Below are 15,320 nucleotides of genomic sequence, written 5' to 3'. Positions count from 1 at the left end.
AATAAAATTATATATTATCCTATTATTTTATTCAATAAAGCCCTTAATTAGTTTTTTACTACCTACTCCATTATTTTAAGACCAGTAGCACTTTCACTAACATAAGGTAATTTTTTTAATATTTGATATACGCATCTGAATTTTTCATTAACTAATGCATCATCTTCTGATATGTTGTTGTTACAAATCATTTTACTCCATAAGTATATAAAATCGTCCTTATTTATAAACTCCATATCCTCATTTTCTTTTACCACAAATCCACCTTTATATGTTTCAACTATATTTAACTCCTTAACTTCATCTTTAGAAATCATTGTTAAAGAATCTTCCCACACTTTTTTAAAAGGAATCACTCTCTCACACCCCACTTAAGTATTATTTTCAACTTTCAAAATATACAAACAAACTTTCTTCAAACAGTTTAGCATATGAATATTAAAAATGTCAACATTTTTCACCTTATTAACATATACAATTTATAACTTAAAACATCATAATAAAAAACATTACTTTTATATGTGTTATACTAGTTTTTGTACAAGGCCATTATTATATAGAACTAATTTATCAAAACTTCTTTTTATGCTATTTTCAAATTCTATTTCAACTATGTTGTCATTTATATTAGTTATCTTACCTTTTCCAAAACTTTTGTGGATTACTATTTGATCTTTTTCAAATAACTTATCATAAACAGTTTTAAGGTTACATTCTTTTATAAATCTTGATGCTACTTTATTTTTTCCCTTAATTTCATTGCTCATACATATCCATAAATTTTCTATGGTTCTGGTTACCCCTACATAAAAAAGTCGTCTTTCTTCCTCTATATCTATATCCTCATGTTCTTTTCCAAAAGGAATATTATTTTCATTACAATTTATAATAAATACATTTTTAAATTCCATTCCTTTTACGCCATGAATAGTGCTAAATATAACTCCATTTTTTTCTTCATTATTTTTATTATTTTTTATTTCATCTTTTACTTCACTAATATGTGCAAGAAAAGTAATTATAGTAGTATAATCCTGTGATGCTGATATAAACTCTTCTAGAATCTCTTCTAATTCACTTATATCTAATTTAAATTTCATACTATAATCCTTTAAATACTGATAATAATCTAATGTATGTAATACTGAATTTATAGCTCCTGATAAAGACATTCTATTTAAATTTTGAATATCTTTCTTTATTTCATCTATTTTCTTTAATTGAAAAGGAGGAATTTTCTCATTTTCCTTTAAAATATCAAAACAATCATAACCAGAATTATCTTTTTCAACCTTTGCCAAATTAATTTTACTTATGTATCTAAAAGGCTTATTTATAATTCTAAGAAAACTTTCTTTATCTGATGAATCAATACTAAGTTTTAAATAGGCTATTATATCCTTGCATATAAAATGTTCAAAAAAATTGTATTCTTTATCTAATAATTTAAAAGGTATTTTCTTTCTAATAAATGAATCAATTAAGCTTCTACTCTCCACATTAGTCCTATATAAAATAGCATTATCCTCGTAGTTATAATCTCCCATAGACATTAATTTTGTAATATCCATAGCTATTCTGTCCGATTGTTCTCTTTCATCTTTATAACTTCTAACATTTATTTCTACCATATCTTTTTTATTAGCTTTAAAATTTTTATCATTCCTCATTTTATTATTTTTTATAAGATAATCTGATGCTCCAACTATGCTTTTAGGACATCTATAGTTTGTAGATAAAAATAACTTCTTTCCATCTTTAAAATACTTATGAAAGTTAACCATACATTCAGGTTTTGACCCTCTAAATCCATATATACACTGATCCTCATCTCCCACTGCAAATATTGAATTATCCTCATTTAAAAGTTTTAATATTTCAATTTGGATACCATCACAATCTTGAAACTCATCTATTAACATATATTTAAATAATTTCCTATACCCATTAAGTGTTCTTAGATTTTTAATAAACATATCTCTACACCTTAATTGAAGATCATCAAAATCCATAAGATTATTTCTAAGTTTAAAATCTTCATAGGCCCTGTAACATTCTGAAAATATATCTTTGTCCATGTTGGGGTTAAACTTTTCTTTATCATCAGTAAAAGTTTTGTAATAAGATATTGAATTTAATGTTTCTTTTACCTTATCATCACTTATTTCATCTAAATAAGTAGAAAGTACTCCCTTTATTAACTTATAAGATATTGATGTATTTATTATTTCTATTTTGTCTTCTGTTCTACTTAGAATTTTATAGAACAATCCATGAAATGTTCCGAAAAATGGGATGCCCTTGTGATTTCCAAGCTCTTTATATTTCTTTTTCATGTTTTTTGCAGCAGCTCTTGTAAAAGTTATGATTATTATATTATTAGAATCTATTGCCTTTTGTCTTAATAAGTAGTTCAACCTTGTATTTGTTTTATTATAATTAAGATAATCTTCTAAAATATTTAAATCCCTATTTGTGATTTCCTCTGGACAATAATCTGTGTTGTAAATAGGGCCAAATGTAACTAAATAATCTACTCTTCTAATAAGAGTTGTTGTTTTTCCAGCACCAGGACATGCTATTACTGCTAAATTATTTTCATCACTTAAAACAGCCTTCATTTGTTCTTCATTTAATTCTCTATATCTATTTTCAATAATTTTATCTCTTAAATAAAAAAACTTATCTCTTATACTATTTTCAACCATATTTACACCTACTTTACATTTACTGTTAATGTATAAACTATAACATACAGTATAACATATAATTACATATAGATTTTATTTAATAGTCTTTTCACATATATACCAATACACTTTTCATTATTTTCCTTTAGAAAATTAAAAATTGTTGTAATAATCTCAATAAAGGATTAAAATAATAGATGAGTAAATAAGTGTATATACACAAAGAATATACAAAGACTTTATTAGTTAGAGGGGAAATACATGGATATAAATAATATTTTTAGTGTTAAAAATACCAGAAATCTTACTATGCTTGTAGATTTCTACGAATTAACTATGGCAAAAGGATACCTTGATCATAATGTAGGAAATAAAATAGCTTATTTTGATATGTTTTTTAGAAGAGTTCCTGATGGTGGCGGATACTGTATAATGGCAGGAGTTCAACAATTAATAGAATATCTTTCTACATTGAAATTTACAGATGAAGACATAAACTATTTAAGAAGCAAAAATATGTTTTCAGAACAATTCCTAGATTACTTAAAAAACTTTAAATTTGAATGTGATGTTTGGGCTATACCAGAAGGTAATCCTGTTTTTCCTGGTGAACCATTAGTTACAGTTAAAGGACCTGTAATTCAAGCACAATTTATAGAAACCATGATTTTACTTACTATAAATCACCAAACATTAATAGCAACTAAAGCAAATAGAATATGTAGAGCAGCTGAGGGAAGACCTGTAATGGAATTCGGTTCAAGACGTGCTCAAGGATATGATGGAGCAATTTACGGTGCAAGGGCTGCTATTATAGGTGGTTGTAATGCAACTGCTTGTACAATAGCTGAGCAAATGTTTGACGTTCCATGTCTTGGTACTATGGCTCATAGCTGGGTACAACTTTTCCCTACAGAATATCAAGCCTTTGAAGCTTGGGCAAAATCTTATCCTGATGATTGTGTTTTATTAATAGACACATATAATGTATTAAAATCTGGACTTCCAAATGCTATAAAAGTATTTAATGAAATTTTATTACCTATGGGATACAGACCAAAGGGAATAAGAATTGATAGTGGTGATATTACTTATCTTACTAAAAAGTGCAGAGAGATTTTAGATGAAGCTGGTTTTGAAGACGTAAATATAGTAATTTCTAACTCTTTAGATGAACATATTATAACTGACGTTTTAAGTCAAGGAGCTCAAATTAATAGTTTTGGAGTTGGAGAAAGATTAATTACTGCAAGATCAGAACCTGTATTTGGGGGAGTTTATAAATTAGTAGCTGTTGAAGATGGTGACGAAGTAATTCCAAAAATAAAAATAAGTGAAAACGAAGAAAAGATAACTAATCCTGGATTTAAGAAAATATATAGATTATTTGATAAAAATAGTGATAAGGCTTTAGCTGATTTAATCTGTCTTAGAGATGAAAAGTTAGATTTTTCAAAACCACTTGAAATATTTAATCCTATTCATACATGGAAAAAGAAAAAACTTACTAATTATTATGCTAAAGAATTAATGATTCAAATATTTAACAAAGGTGAATGTTGTTATGAAAGCCCTTCTGTTAAAGAAATTCAAAATTTCGTAAAAAATGAAACTGAAAAACTTTGGGAAGAAGTTCTACGTTTTGAAAATCCTCATACTTATTACGTAGACTTATCAAGAGATTTATGGACATTAAAACATGATTTACTTGATAAATTCTCTAGTTTATACGAATAAAATTTTAGTGATTACATTTTATAAAATATATTATAATTTTATAAAGTGTAATCACTTTTTTAATATTTTAAATCCCTTGAAATATTTTTGTAAATTTTTTTTCTTCATACAATTCATCTAATAAACTGATACTTTGACTTTTAAATAAATCGTTATATAAATATCCTATTTTAAAGGTTTTATGTGTTTCCATTGCTTTAAAAGGACAAATTCCATCTGATTCTTCGTATTCATGAAATGGACATTCATCAAAACAATTAATTTTCTTTTTTTGTGTAGATAAGAATGGACACTTAGCCATATTTATACCCCCTAGACTTATATGAATAAGTCTATTATAACCCATTAATTGTAAAAAATGAATACCTTTTCTATTTTTTGTTATTTTTCTTTAATGGCTCGAAAGCTTCTTTAGGAGTAATAATTCTTCCAATAACTAAAACTACCAAAAGCACACCTACTCCAATTCCTATTCTTTGTTTAGAAATTTCTTTTTTACCTGCCGATACTTCCTTGCTTTTATCCTTGTTGTTTTGTCTTTCTTCTATGTTGTTTGTATTTTTAGTATTAGTATTTGCATATGCATAATCTCCACTAAAAAATACTACTTGAAACATTAAAATTAAACTTACTAAAACTCCAGATAATATCTTTTTTAAATTTTTTTTCATAACACATCCCCCTAAAAATATTAATATCCCATATCTTCTCCAACTATTATAACTGTCATATTAGCTCCCATAGGCTTTCTTTTTATTACAGAATAAATTCTACATATTCTGTCCTCATTTTTGCAGTTCATACATACCCCTGTTTTAGTACATGGCGTGCTTTTTGAAAGTCTTTTAGTGTTTTTGGGAGCTGCTAATACTTTAATTCTTTCAAATGCACTACTCTCATCAGTTGCAATTTTATTTATTCCAGCAACAACTATTACTTTTTTAGGTCCAAAGGTCATAGCTGCAACTCTATTACCAGCACCATCGATATTTACAAGCTCTCCATTCATTGTAATTGCATTACTACTACATAAAAATAAATCACTAGTTAACTGTGCTCTTTTTACATCTAGCTTTTCTTCCGCTGTAAGATTTGGATCTCCATGATCTAATATTGTTGTATTCATTTCTTTTATTTTCTCTTTTACGCCTAGTTGTTGTATAGTAACTGAACCTCCAAATCCTACACTATCTCCATCTTTTACGTTATCTAATATGTATTTTGCTGCATCTTCTCTTTTTTCAAAATATATTGCATCAAAATAATTTTCTTTTAAAGCTTTAACAACTTTTTCACCTATGATTTCATTATGCCATTTATTTATATTCTCCATTTGTTTTCTTTAGTGAAAATATGTATTTGACTACTTATTTATCACTAAATCCTCCTCCCTTTAACTTAATATATAAAAATTTCTTTATCTATATAATTATATTATAAATTTAAAATACATGTCTATTTTATCAAATCCGCAAATCTTTTTAAAATGGTTGCTGTAATACCCCATATAACATGTTCATTATAAGTATAAAAATATTGATTAAAAGTTTTTTGACTGAATTTATAATTTTTTCCATTAACTATTTTATCAAAAGGAAAATCCTCTTTAAAATGTTGTTTTATCAACACTTCATGTTCTTCCGGTTTGTTTTCTAAGAAAAATTTCACTGGAACTTTAAATACCTCAGCTACTTCATCTTCATTTCTATTAGGAAATCCATTAAAATTTTTTATTGTTCCAACAAAGGGATATATTACCGAATCAAAGGATGTTATAAAGTAATCCATTTCACCTATAACTTCAATATTTTCCTTTTCTATATTTAACTCTTCAAAAGTTTCTCTAATTGCAGCTTGTCTTGGAGTTTCCCCAATTTCTATTCCTCCCCCTGGAAGTGATATATCCCCTGGCTGCTTTCTTAAAGTTAATGCTCTTTTTTCTAAAATTAAGTATAAATCATTTTCTTCTTCAATTAACAAAATCATAACTGCACTTCTTTTTAACTTATTTATTGACTCTCCATTTCTACCACTAAAAATATCTACTATATGATTCATTGCTAAATTTCTCCTTTTAACTTGTTTATATTACTTTATATTACTTTTTTGTTGTTTATACCATATTTAAATGTTATACTAAAATCGTATTTAAATCTATTATAAATACATAAATTTTTAATTGGGAGAGATGGATTTTGAGACGTAAAATTTCAACTTTATTACTAACAACATTACTATTTCTTTCATTTTGTACAACAGCATTTGCTGATAATTTAAGTGAACCAAATATAGTTGGTAAATCTGCTATTGTAATTGATGCTAAAACAGGTGAAGTTATATATGCTAAAAATGCTGATGCATCTCCAATGTATCCAGCAAGCACAACTAAACTTTTAACAGCTCTATTACTAGCTGAAAACAAAAAACCTACTGATATGCTTACATATACTGAAGGTTCTATTAAACAACCAGAATATACTTTGCGTTCTTTCCTTAAAGGAAAACTTAAAGTTGGAGATACAATGAGTGCTGATGATGCAATGAAAGGACTTCTTCTTCATTCAGCTAATGACATAGCCTCTATGATAGCTGATAATGTAGGAGGAAATACTGAAAACTTTGCTAAAATGATGAATGACAAAGTAAAACAACTAGGATTAAAAAATACTCATTTTGTAACACCTAATGGATTAGATAGTGGAATTTCCGATCACTATACTTCGGCTTATGATTTAAGCATTATAGGTAAAGCTGCTTATTCTAATGAATGGATAAGAAACACTATGAATTTAAAAAAATCTAAAGTAGAATTATCTAATGGAATTCTTGGATATCCGCAAAATAGAAATAAACTAGTCGGCACAGTATTAGATTCTAAATTTCTTTCTACTATAGGAAATATTTCAAAAAACATTCCTGAATCTAATGCAGTATGTGTAGGTGGTAAAACAGGATTTACTACAAAGGCTGGAAGATGCTTAGTTGCTATGTTTAACAAAGACAATAGAGTTCTTATTGGAGTTGTAATGAAATCAGTTTACGATAAAAATGATACCTATGTTTTTAATGATATGGCTAAGATAATGAACTTTGCATATTTCCAAAAACCAGTTCCTCTATATAAAGCAAATATAGAATTAAAAACTTTACCAATACAGTATAGACCATTAAAATTCTTTGGTCCTGTAAAAACAATAAATGTTCCTGTAACTTTAAAAGAGGATGTCACTTACTATAATAATGAATTAAATAACTCTTATAATAAGACTGAATTTGAACTACCAAAACTTTCTATAGGCCAATTAGGTAAAAACACTAGTGTCGGAAAACTAGTTTTAAAAGAAAAAGGTATAACTAAAACTTATGACTTATACCCTACTATATCTTCTTCTACATTAGTTAAAGATAATATCTTTTTATACCTAGGTACTTTAGTTGGTGTTATAGTAATTATTGCATTAATTTTGGGTATAATTAAATTTATTTCAAATAAATTTAACCGTAGAAGAAATAGACGTATCTTTTAAAAAAAACTGCTGACTTTGCCAGCAGTTTTTTTATTATAATACTTCTTCTATAAGTTTACCATTTTCATAAAAAAGCTCACCATCAGCATATATCTTTCCGCCATTTCTCATGTCACAAAGCATATCCCAATGTATTGTTGATTTATTTTTTCCACCAGCTTCTGGCATAGAATCCCCTATTGCCATATGAATAGTTCCACCTATCTTTTCGTCAAATAACATATTTCTTGTAAATTTCTTAATACCGTAATTTGTTCCAATAGCAACTTCTCCAAATCTTGAAGCACCTTCATCAATTTTTAGTAAAGTATTTAGTAATTCCTCTCCCTTTTTAGCAGTAGCTTTTACAACTTTTCCATTTTCAACTTCAAGTCTTATTCCTTCAACTTCTTTTCCCATATAAATTCCAGGGAAACTAAAAGTTATATGACCATTAACTCCATCTTCTACTGGTGATGTAAATATTTCTCCATCTGGGAAATTAACTTTTCCATCGCAATTTATCCACTTTCTACCATCTATATTAACTTTTATATCTGTTCCATCTGATATAATATGTAATTCCTTTTTAGTGTCTAAATATTTTATCCATTTTTCATGATATTCACTTACTTTTTTCCACTCTGCTACTGGATCTTCAGTATCTAAAAGTCCTGCACCATATACAAAATCTTCATATTCACTAAGACTCATATTGGCTTCTTGAGCATCTGCATAAGTTGGAAATTGTGTACCACACCACCTAAGAGAACCGTCACCCATTTTTTCTGAATAAATTTCTCTCCAACTAGTGGCTCCCTTAGCAGCTAATTGAAGCACTTTAGAATCAATATTAGCATTTGCTTTAGTATTTTTTGTTCCCCATGCAGTAAGCCAAACATCAGCTTTTTCAAGTGCAACTTTTTGAATATAATTTTCTTCTTGTAGTTGTTCTTCTGAACTATATTTTAATTTTATTTGACTAACCTCATGAGAATCCAACTTAGTTTCTACATGAGCCCCTGCAAGTATAGCTTCCTTTACTACTTCTACCATCCAAGGTTCACAAACTTCATCACATTGTACAAGTACAAAGTCACCTTTTTTTACTTCTGCTGAATAATTCACCAAAAGTTTTGCAAGTTTTTTTAATCTTTCATCTGCCATTTTATTACCCCCTACACAAAATATTCTTCATAGATTATACATTTCCCCTATATATTCGTCAACTTAGCTTTTTTAAGAAATATATCACACATATCCAAAAGAAAACATATTGTATTATGTAGAAATATTTTAAAAGGGTGAATATTAATATGTACTTATATCCTGATTGGAAAAGACAATCTAAATCATTTATGAGATTATTAAATGCATCACCAAATGCACCAGCTGTAGATGTTTACTTTAATGGTCAATTAATAACTTCTAACTTAGCTTATAAAGAATTTACAGAGTATATGTCCACATCCCCTGGTCTATATAATGTAAAAGTATTTCCCCATGGAAAACTTTCGTCACCTATTATAGACACTAGAATGAAAATTCCAACTGATTCAATTTTAACTTTAGCTCTAGCCAATAATCTTCAAGATATTCAAATTTTACCTTATTTAGAACCTAAACTCCCAATTCCACCTGGAAATGCTTACGTAAAATTTGTTCATTTATCTCCTGGCACTCCAAATGTAGATATTACACTTCCTAACGGTACAATACTTTTCAAAGATGTAGAATTTGAAGAAGGCACAGATTATATACCTTTAAAAGTTGGAACTTATACAATAGAAGCTAAGCCTACTGGAAGTGATAAAACTGTTTTAACTGTACCTAATATCAATTTAAAACCAAATAGATTCTATACAATATACGCTGTAGGATATTTAGACGGTACTCCTTCTATACAAGTTTTAATTCCTCTTGATGGTAATTCATATATAAACTTATAACTACTTATATTTACTTAAATTAAATGGCAATAAGGCATACATTACAGAAGCTTTTAATAAATCATCAACTAAAACTTGTTCCCTAGGTCCATATGCAAGTATTTCCTTTCCAGGACCAAATCCTATAGTGGGAATATTAAATACACCAGCTGTAATACTGCCATTAGTAGTTAAAATCCATTTATCTATTTTAGGACTTTTATTATATAAGCTTTTATAAGTTTCAATTGTTGTTTTTAATATATAACTATTTTCCTCATTAATCCAAGGTAATAAAACGTGTTTTGCATTATAACCATATCCAGTATAGGTTTTTTTATTAGTAGTACTTATTTTGACCTCATAATTTTTAACACTTTTTAATGCTTTTACATCATTTAAAATATCACCTAAAGCATATCTATTCCACATTCTACTATCAACTTTTATGATACATTTATCTGGAACACAGGATTTACTTGGAGTTGTACAAATTATTTCATTAACTGATATTAAGGCTTTCCCTGAAAGATTCTTCATATATAGATCATTAAGTCTTTTTAATTCATTAACTATAGGGGAAGCCTTATATATAGAATTTATCCCTATTTTAGGGTACCCAGAATCAGCACTTAATCCCTTAATTATAATATCTATTTCAGCTCTACCCATACTCCCTATATGAATATTTAAATTTGTAGGTTCAGTTAATATAACATAGTCTGGATATATATTATCTTTATTAATTATGTATCTTAATGCCTCCCCATCATATTCTTCCTTCATTATGGATCCAATTATATATAAAGTATACTCTCCTTTAATATTCAAATCTTTTATAGCTTTTACTGCATATACCATAGAGGCAATTGCCCCCTTTTGCTCTAAAGTTCCCCTTCCATAAACTACACCATCCTTTATATTTGCTACAAAAGGATTTTGAACCCAAAGTTCTCTATCTCCAGCATTTACAGTATCTATATGAGCTTCTATTACTATAATATTTTTTCCATTTCCAACTTTTCCAATTACGTTCCCAAAATCATCAATAAAACTACAATCACACCCTACCCTATCCATTTCTTTTTTTATCCTAAAAGCAACCTTTTCCTCTTTTAACGTAACACTAGGTATATTTATTATATCCTTTAGAAAACTTACAATATCCTCTCTATATTTTTCTACATTAGCATTCAATTTATTTTCTAACTTCATACATACTGCTCCTTAATATTTTTCTATATATGGTATTGTAATTCTCAAAAAAATATAACCCTTTTTATAGTTAATATTTTTTTATTATCTTCATATATTTAAATTAAGATAGGAGGTATAAAATGAGAAAATGTGAAAACAATGCAATCATAATATTTTTTATTTTATTATTCATTTTAAGTAGCTTATGTATATGGAAAATTCATAAAAAATCTAACAATAATAATTTAGATACTAAAGCTATATCAAATACTAATACTTACAAAAACCCTCAACAAATAGAAGAAAAAAAGTCAGAAACTCCTAAAGACAAAAATAAATCTAGTGAATCAAAAGAAAAACCTAAAGAAGAAAAAATAACACCATTAAAACTTGGTTCTAAAGGAGATGACGTTAAAACACTTCAAAATAACTTAAACAAATTTGGATATAAAATAAAAGCAGATGGCGTTTTTGGATCTTCCACGGAAATTGCCATATATGATTTTCAAAAGAAAAACAACCTAAATAGAGATGGTGTTGCCGGAGAATCAACCTTAAAAAAATTAGCCTTAGAGCCAACAGAGAAAACCATGTATAATCCTAAAGACGATATTTTTTCTCCAGTAATTAGCTCTAATAACTTTGAAAATTTTATAAATAAAAGAAATGCTAATAGTCAAACAGACTATTATATATGGGTAAATACTAATACCCCAAAAACATATATATTTAAGGGTTATAATCATCACTGGAAATTAATTAAGTCCATGCCATGTACAGTTGGAAGAAGTTCCTCACCTACTATAAAAGGAACATTTAAAGTTGGAAATAAAGGAGACGCATTTATTGTGAAAAATAATCCTAGATTAATGTGCAAATACTTTACTCAAATATGTGGAAATTATTTATTTCATACGGTTTTATTAAATAGAAATGGAACTATTGCAAATGGTACTTTAGGTGCTAAAATTTCTCATGGTTGTATTAGACTTTCTATAGAAAACGCAAAATATATATATAATGAAATTCCTAAGGGATCAACCATATATATAAATTAAAAAAACTGTTTAAAGGCACAGCATCTTTTATACACAATTTGTAATTTGTGATGACAAAACATATAATTAATAATATAAGAAAAGTAATAAAAGTCTTTTTATTACTTTTCCTAAAAGCTTTTATTGAGCCAAAGGTCACTCCTAAAATTCCCCACAACTCTATTATGGGTATTCTATCTGGCATACAATTATCTATAAATAAACAAATAAAATTTAATGGTACATACATAAAAGAAATTATAGGTAAACAAACATTATATACAACATATGGCGATACTATTATTAAAAAGAAACTAACTAGTATTCCAATTGGAGACTTACTTATTAAAACAAATAATATGCTAAAAATTATAAAGCTTATAATCATATATTTAATTAAGTAGGATCTATTTTCAAAGACACTTAAAAAAGCACTATTAAAGTTCCCCCAAATATCATTATAGCTTGGACTATTATAAGTATAGCGATTATTGTATAATTGGAATAATCCCATTGTTCTACCTGAAAAAATGTAAATGGGCATGATAAAAATTAATCTTATTCCATAAAATATAAAGCAACACTTTATTATTTCTAATATACACTCATCAATTGAACTTCTCTTTTTTATAGTATTAAATGAAAATTTACTTAGGTCATCTATAATTATTAATTTGTCCTCCATATAGTCCCTCCATTTCACTTCCAATTATTTACATATATGTATATTACCATATTATGGAATAAAATGCACTAGACTATTTATTCATAATTAATAAAAAAATAATGCTATCTCAGAATATCTCTAAGATAGCATTTATTTTTATACTATATATTTTGTTGAATTATTCTTATTCATATTAGTATATATAAGTAAACTTATAAATACCAATACAGTTGATACCGTCCATCCTCCAACAACATCACTTATATAATGAACTCCAACATATACTCTACTTAGTCCTACTAAAGAACCATAAATATATACTAAAACACTTATTATAATAGCCAATGCTTTATTTTTAACTGTAGATAAAATAAAGTATATTATAAGTAGTGCGGCAGTCATGGAAAGAATTGAATGTCCACTTGGGAAACTATATCCCCCTATATGCACAAGCCAATTTCCTGTTGGTCTTGGTCTTTTAACTATGAATTTAATTCCTTGACTAATAAGTGCAATTATAAGAACTGTTATAGCATAAAAATATCCATCGCGTTTTCTTTTTTTAATATAGAAGAAAAAGAATACTAAAATCGTAAATATCATAGCAGTTATTGTATCCCCACTTCTACTTATTATAACTACCAATTTGTTAAGAGAAGCATTTCTTATGTTTGAAACATAATTAATAGCTAAGTTATCAAATTTGCCCCCTCCAGCTACAAAGCTATCTCTAAGTTTTAGTATAAAAAAAGATATCCAACCTATGGATAATAATCCTAAAAAGTATACATAATATTTTATACCGCCATTGTTATTATCTGAGTTACTTATGTACATTTTTTTCTCCCCTTTTTATATAATTTATATTTTAAATTTTTATTTAACTTCTTATTAATATAACACTAAAATTCTATATTAGTATACTATGTTTATATTACAATGTCATCTATAATTTAATAAATTTTCTTGAATAATTGACACACGCTATCCCTTAGTATATCATTAAAATAGAATTTCAATATACCTTTTATTACATATAAAGGGTATTTAAATATACATAACATAGGAGTGAAAATACATGTCAGCAAAGGAAGTTAGAACAAGATTTGCACCAAGTCCAACTGGATACATGCACGTTGGTAACTTGAGAACAGCACTTTACACTTATCTTATAGCAAAGCATGAAAATGGAAAATTCATACTAAGAATAGAAGATACAGACCAAGGAAGATATGTTGAAGGCGCCGTTGATGTAATATATAAAACTTTAGAAATGACTGGACTTAAACACGATGAAGGTCCAGATGTAGGTGGTCCTGTAGGTCCTTATATTCAAAGTGAAAGAAAAGGAACTTATATGGAATATGCTAAAGAATTAGTAGAAAAAGGTGAAGCTTACTACTGTTTCTGTGACAAAGAAAGACTTGATTCTCTAAAAGAAAACTCAGATACTTTTAAATATGATGGTCATTGTAGAAATCTTTCTAAAGAAGAAGTTGAAGAAAACCTTAAAAATGGAGTTCCTTATGTTATAAGACAAAAGAACCCTTTAGATGGAGTAACAACTTTTGAAGATGAAATATACGGAACAATCTCAGTAGATAACTCTGAACTTGAAGATATGATATTAATAAAATCAGATGGTCTTCCAACTTACAACTTCGCAAATGTTGTAGATGACCACTTAATGGGAATAACTCACGTTGTACGTGGAAATGAATACTTATCTTCAGCACCAAAATATAATAGATTATACAATGCTTTTGGATGGGATATACCAACTTATGTTCACTGCCCTCCAATAATGAAAGATGCTCACAACAAATTAAGTAAGAGAAATGGAGATGCATCTTTTGAAGACTTACTAAAAAAAGGATACCTAAAAGAAGCTGTTGTAAACTTTATAGCTCTTCTTGGATGGAACCCAGGAACAAATCAAGAAATCTTTACACTTGAAGAACTTGTTAAAGAATTTGATTATAAGAATATAAATAAATCTCCATCTATATTTGATACTACAAAATTAAAATGGATGAATGGAGAATATATAAAGAAACTTTCTCTTGATGAATTCCATAAGTATGCATTACCATACTATGAAGAAATATTCACAAAAGAAGAAATGGAAACTTACAACTTATTAAAATTAAGCGAACAAGTACAAACAAGAATAGAAGTATTCACTGAAATCCCTGAACTTGTAGCTTTTGTAAAAGAGTTACCTAATTATGATATTTCAATATACTCTCATAAAAAGATGAAAACTAATCCTGAAAACTCACTAGTAACTTTAGAAAAAGCTCTACCAGCTTTAGAAGCACTAGAAGATTGGACTTTTGATGCTCTTAATGATGTAATTTACTCATTGGTTAAAGAACTAGAAGTTAAAAACGGAGTTGTTTTCTGGCCTGTTAGAACAGCATTATCAGGGGAAGCATCTTCACCAGGAGGAGCTTTCGAACTTGCTGAAATTCTTGGAAAAAAAGAATCTTTAAGAAGAGTTAGAGTAGGAATAGAAAAATTAAAAGAAGCTATTAACTAATATAAATAAAAATGAT

At 27.6% G+C, this 15,320-nt stretch carries 15 protein-coding genes; 6 read left to right on the top strand and 9 right to left on the bottom strand.

Annotated features, from left to right (window positions below):
* Positions 1-62: 62 nt before the first annotated feature.
* Together NT01CX_RS03760 and NT01CX_RS03755 are read right to left on the bottom strand one after the other, a co-directional pair.
* Positions 63-356: a hypothetical protein gene (locus tag NT01CX_RS03760; protein ID WP_011721716.1), complete on the bottom strand. Its 294-nt coding sequence runs from the start codon at positions 354-356 to the stop codon at positions 63-65.
* 168 nt (positions 357-524) lie between these two features.
* The gene (locus tag NT01CX_RS03755) at positions 525-2,708 is read right to left on the bottom strand and encodes an ATP-dependent helicase (RefSeq protein ID WP_011721715.1); all 2,184 of its coding nucleotides are present in this window, start codon (positions 2,706-2,708) and stop codon (positions 525-527) included.
* 243 nt (positions 2,709-2,951) lie between these two features.
* Between NT01CX_RS03755 and NT01CX_RS03750 the strand changes: the two genes are divergently transcribed.
* Positions 2,952-4,427 carry a nicotinate phosphoribosyltransferase gene (locus NT01CX_RS03750; protein ID WP_011721714.1) on the top strand — a complete coding sequence of 492 codons (1,476 nt, stop codon included), beginning with the start codon at positions 2,952-2,954 and terminating at the stop codon, positions 4,425-4,427.
* 67 nt (positions 4,428-4,494) lie between these two features.
* On the opposite strand, the gene NT01CX_RS03745 is transcribed toward NT01CX_RS03750, so the two are convergent.
* The 4 genes from NT01CX_RS03745 to NT01CX_RS03730 form a co-directional block, all read right to left on the bottom strand.
* Positions 4,495-4,728, bottom strand: coding sequence for a hypothetical protein (locus tag NT01CX_RS03745; RefSeq protein ID WP_011721713.1), 234 nt, complete (start codon positions 4,726-4,728; stop codon positions 4,495-4,497).
* A 70-nt stretch (positions 4,729-4,798) separates the two neighbouring features.
* A complete protein-coding gene (locus NT01CX_RS03740) occupies positions 4,799-5,098 on the bottom strand; it encodes a hypothetical protein (protein WP_011721712.1) in 300 nt (99 codons plus the stop codon).
* Between the two features lie 20 nt (positions 5,099-5,118).
* Complete coding sequence (locus tag NT01CX_RS03735; RefSeq protein WP_011721711.1) at positions 5,119-5,760, bottom strand: lactate utilization protein; 642 nt, start codon at positions 5,758-5,760, stop codon at positions 5,119-5,121.
* Between the two features lie 122 nt (positions 5,761-5,882).
* Positions 5,883-6,485 carry an NUDIX hydrolase gene (locus NT01CX_RS03730; protein WP_011721710.1) on the bottom strand — a complete coding sequence of 201 codons (603 nt, stop codon included), beginning with the start codon at positions 6,483-6,485 and terminating at the stop codon, positions 5,883-5,885.
* 137 nt (positions 6,486-6,622) lie between these two features.
* Between NT01CX_RS03730 and NT01CX_RS03725 the strand changes: the two genes are divergently transcribed.
* Positions 6,623-7,954, top strand: coding sequence for a D-alanyl-D-alanine carboxypeptidase family protein (locus NT01CX_RS03725; RefSeq protein WP_011721709.1), 1,332 nt, complete (start codon positions 6,623-6,625; stop codon positions 7,952-7,954).
* A 33-nt stretch (positions 7,955-7,987) separates the two neighbouring features.
* Here NT01CX_RS03725 and NT01CX_RS03720 read toward each other — a convergent pair whose 3' ends face one another.
* Entirely contained in the window at positions 7,988-9,100 is a 1,113-nt protein-coding gene (locus tag NT01CX_RS03720) for an aminopeptidase (RefSeq protein ID WP_011721708.1), read from the bottom strand.
* Between the two features lie 149 nt (positions 9,101-9,249).
* On the opposite strand from NT01CX_RS03720, the gene NT01CX_RS03715 reads away from it, so the two are divergent.
* Positions 9,250-9,882 (top strand): DUF4397 domain-containing protein, encoded by a 633-nt coding sequence (locus NT01CX_RS03715; RefSeq protein ID WP_011721707.1) that lies wholly within the window; start codon positions 9,250-9,252, stop codon positions 9,880-9,882.
* Here the strand turns inward: NT01CX_RS03715 and NT01CX_RS03710 are convergent, their stop codons facing one another.
* Positions 9,883-11,076 carry a YgeY family selenium metabolism-linked hydrolase gene (locus tag NT01CX_RS03710; RefSeq protein ID WP_011721706.1) on the bottom strand — a complete coding sequence of 398 codons (1,194 nt, stop codon included), beginning with the start codon at positions 11,074-11,076 and terminating at the stop codon, positions 9,883-9,885. It abuts the gene before it with no gap.
* A gap of 122 nt (positions 11,077-11,198) precedes the next feature.
* Between NT01CX_RS03710 and NT01CX_RS03705 the strand changes: the two genes are divergently transcribed.
* Positions 11,199-12,116 carry a L,D-transpeptidase family protein gene (locus tag NT01CX_RS03705; RefSeq protein WP_011721705.1) on the top strand — a complete coding sequence of 306 codons (918 nt, stop codon included), beginning with the start codon at positions 11,199-11,201 and terminating at the stop codon, positions 12,114-12,116.
* Between the two features lie 50 nt (positions 12,117-12,166).
* Positions 12,167-12,499, top strand: coding sequence for a hypothetical protein (locus NT01CX_RS12200; RefSeq protein WP_187146698.1), 333 nt, complete (start codon positions 12,167-12,169; stop codon positions 12,497-12,499).
* Positions 12,500-12,918: 419 nt separating this feature from the next.
* On the opposite strand, the gene NT01CX_RS03695 is transcribed toward NT01CX_RS12200, so the two are convergent.
* Entirely contained in the window at positions 12,919-13,599 is a 681-nt protein-coding gene (locus tag NT01CX_RS03695; RefSeq protein WP_011721703.1) for a phosphatase PAP2 family protein, read from the bottom strand.
* Positions 13,600-13,840: 241 nt separating this feature from the next.
* Between NT01CX_RS03695 and gltX the strand changes: the two genes are divergently transcribed.
* Positions 13,841-15,304, top strand: coding sequence for a glutamate--tRNA ligase (gltX, locus tag NT01CX_RS03690; protein WP_011721702.1), 1,464 nt, complete (start codon positions 13,841-13,843; stop codon positions 15,302-15,304).
* Positions 15,305-15,320: the final 16 nt, after the last annotated feature.

Origin of the sequence: Clostridium novyi NT (assembly GCF_000014125.1) — a bacterium.
Lineage (GTDB): Bacteria > Bacillota > Clostridia > Clostridiales > Clostridiaceae > Clostridium_H > Clostridium_H novyi.
The sequence above is the reverse complement of the archived record's forward strand: the minus strand, read 5'-3'. Positions and strand labels throughout refer to the sequence as shown.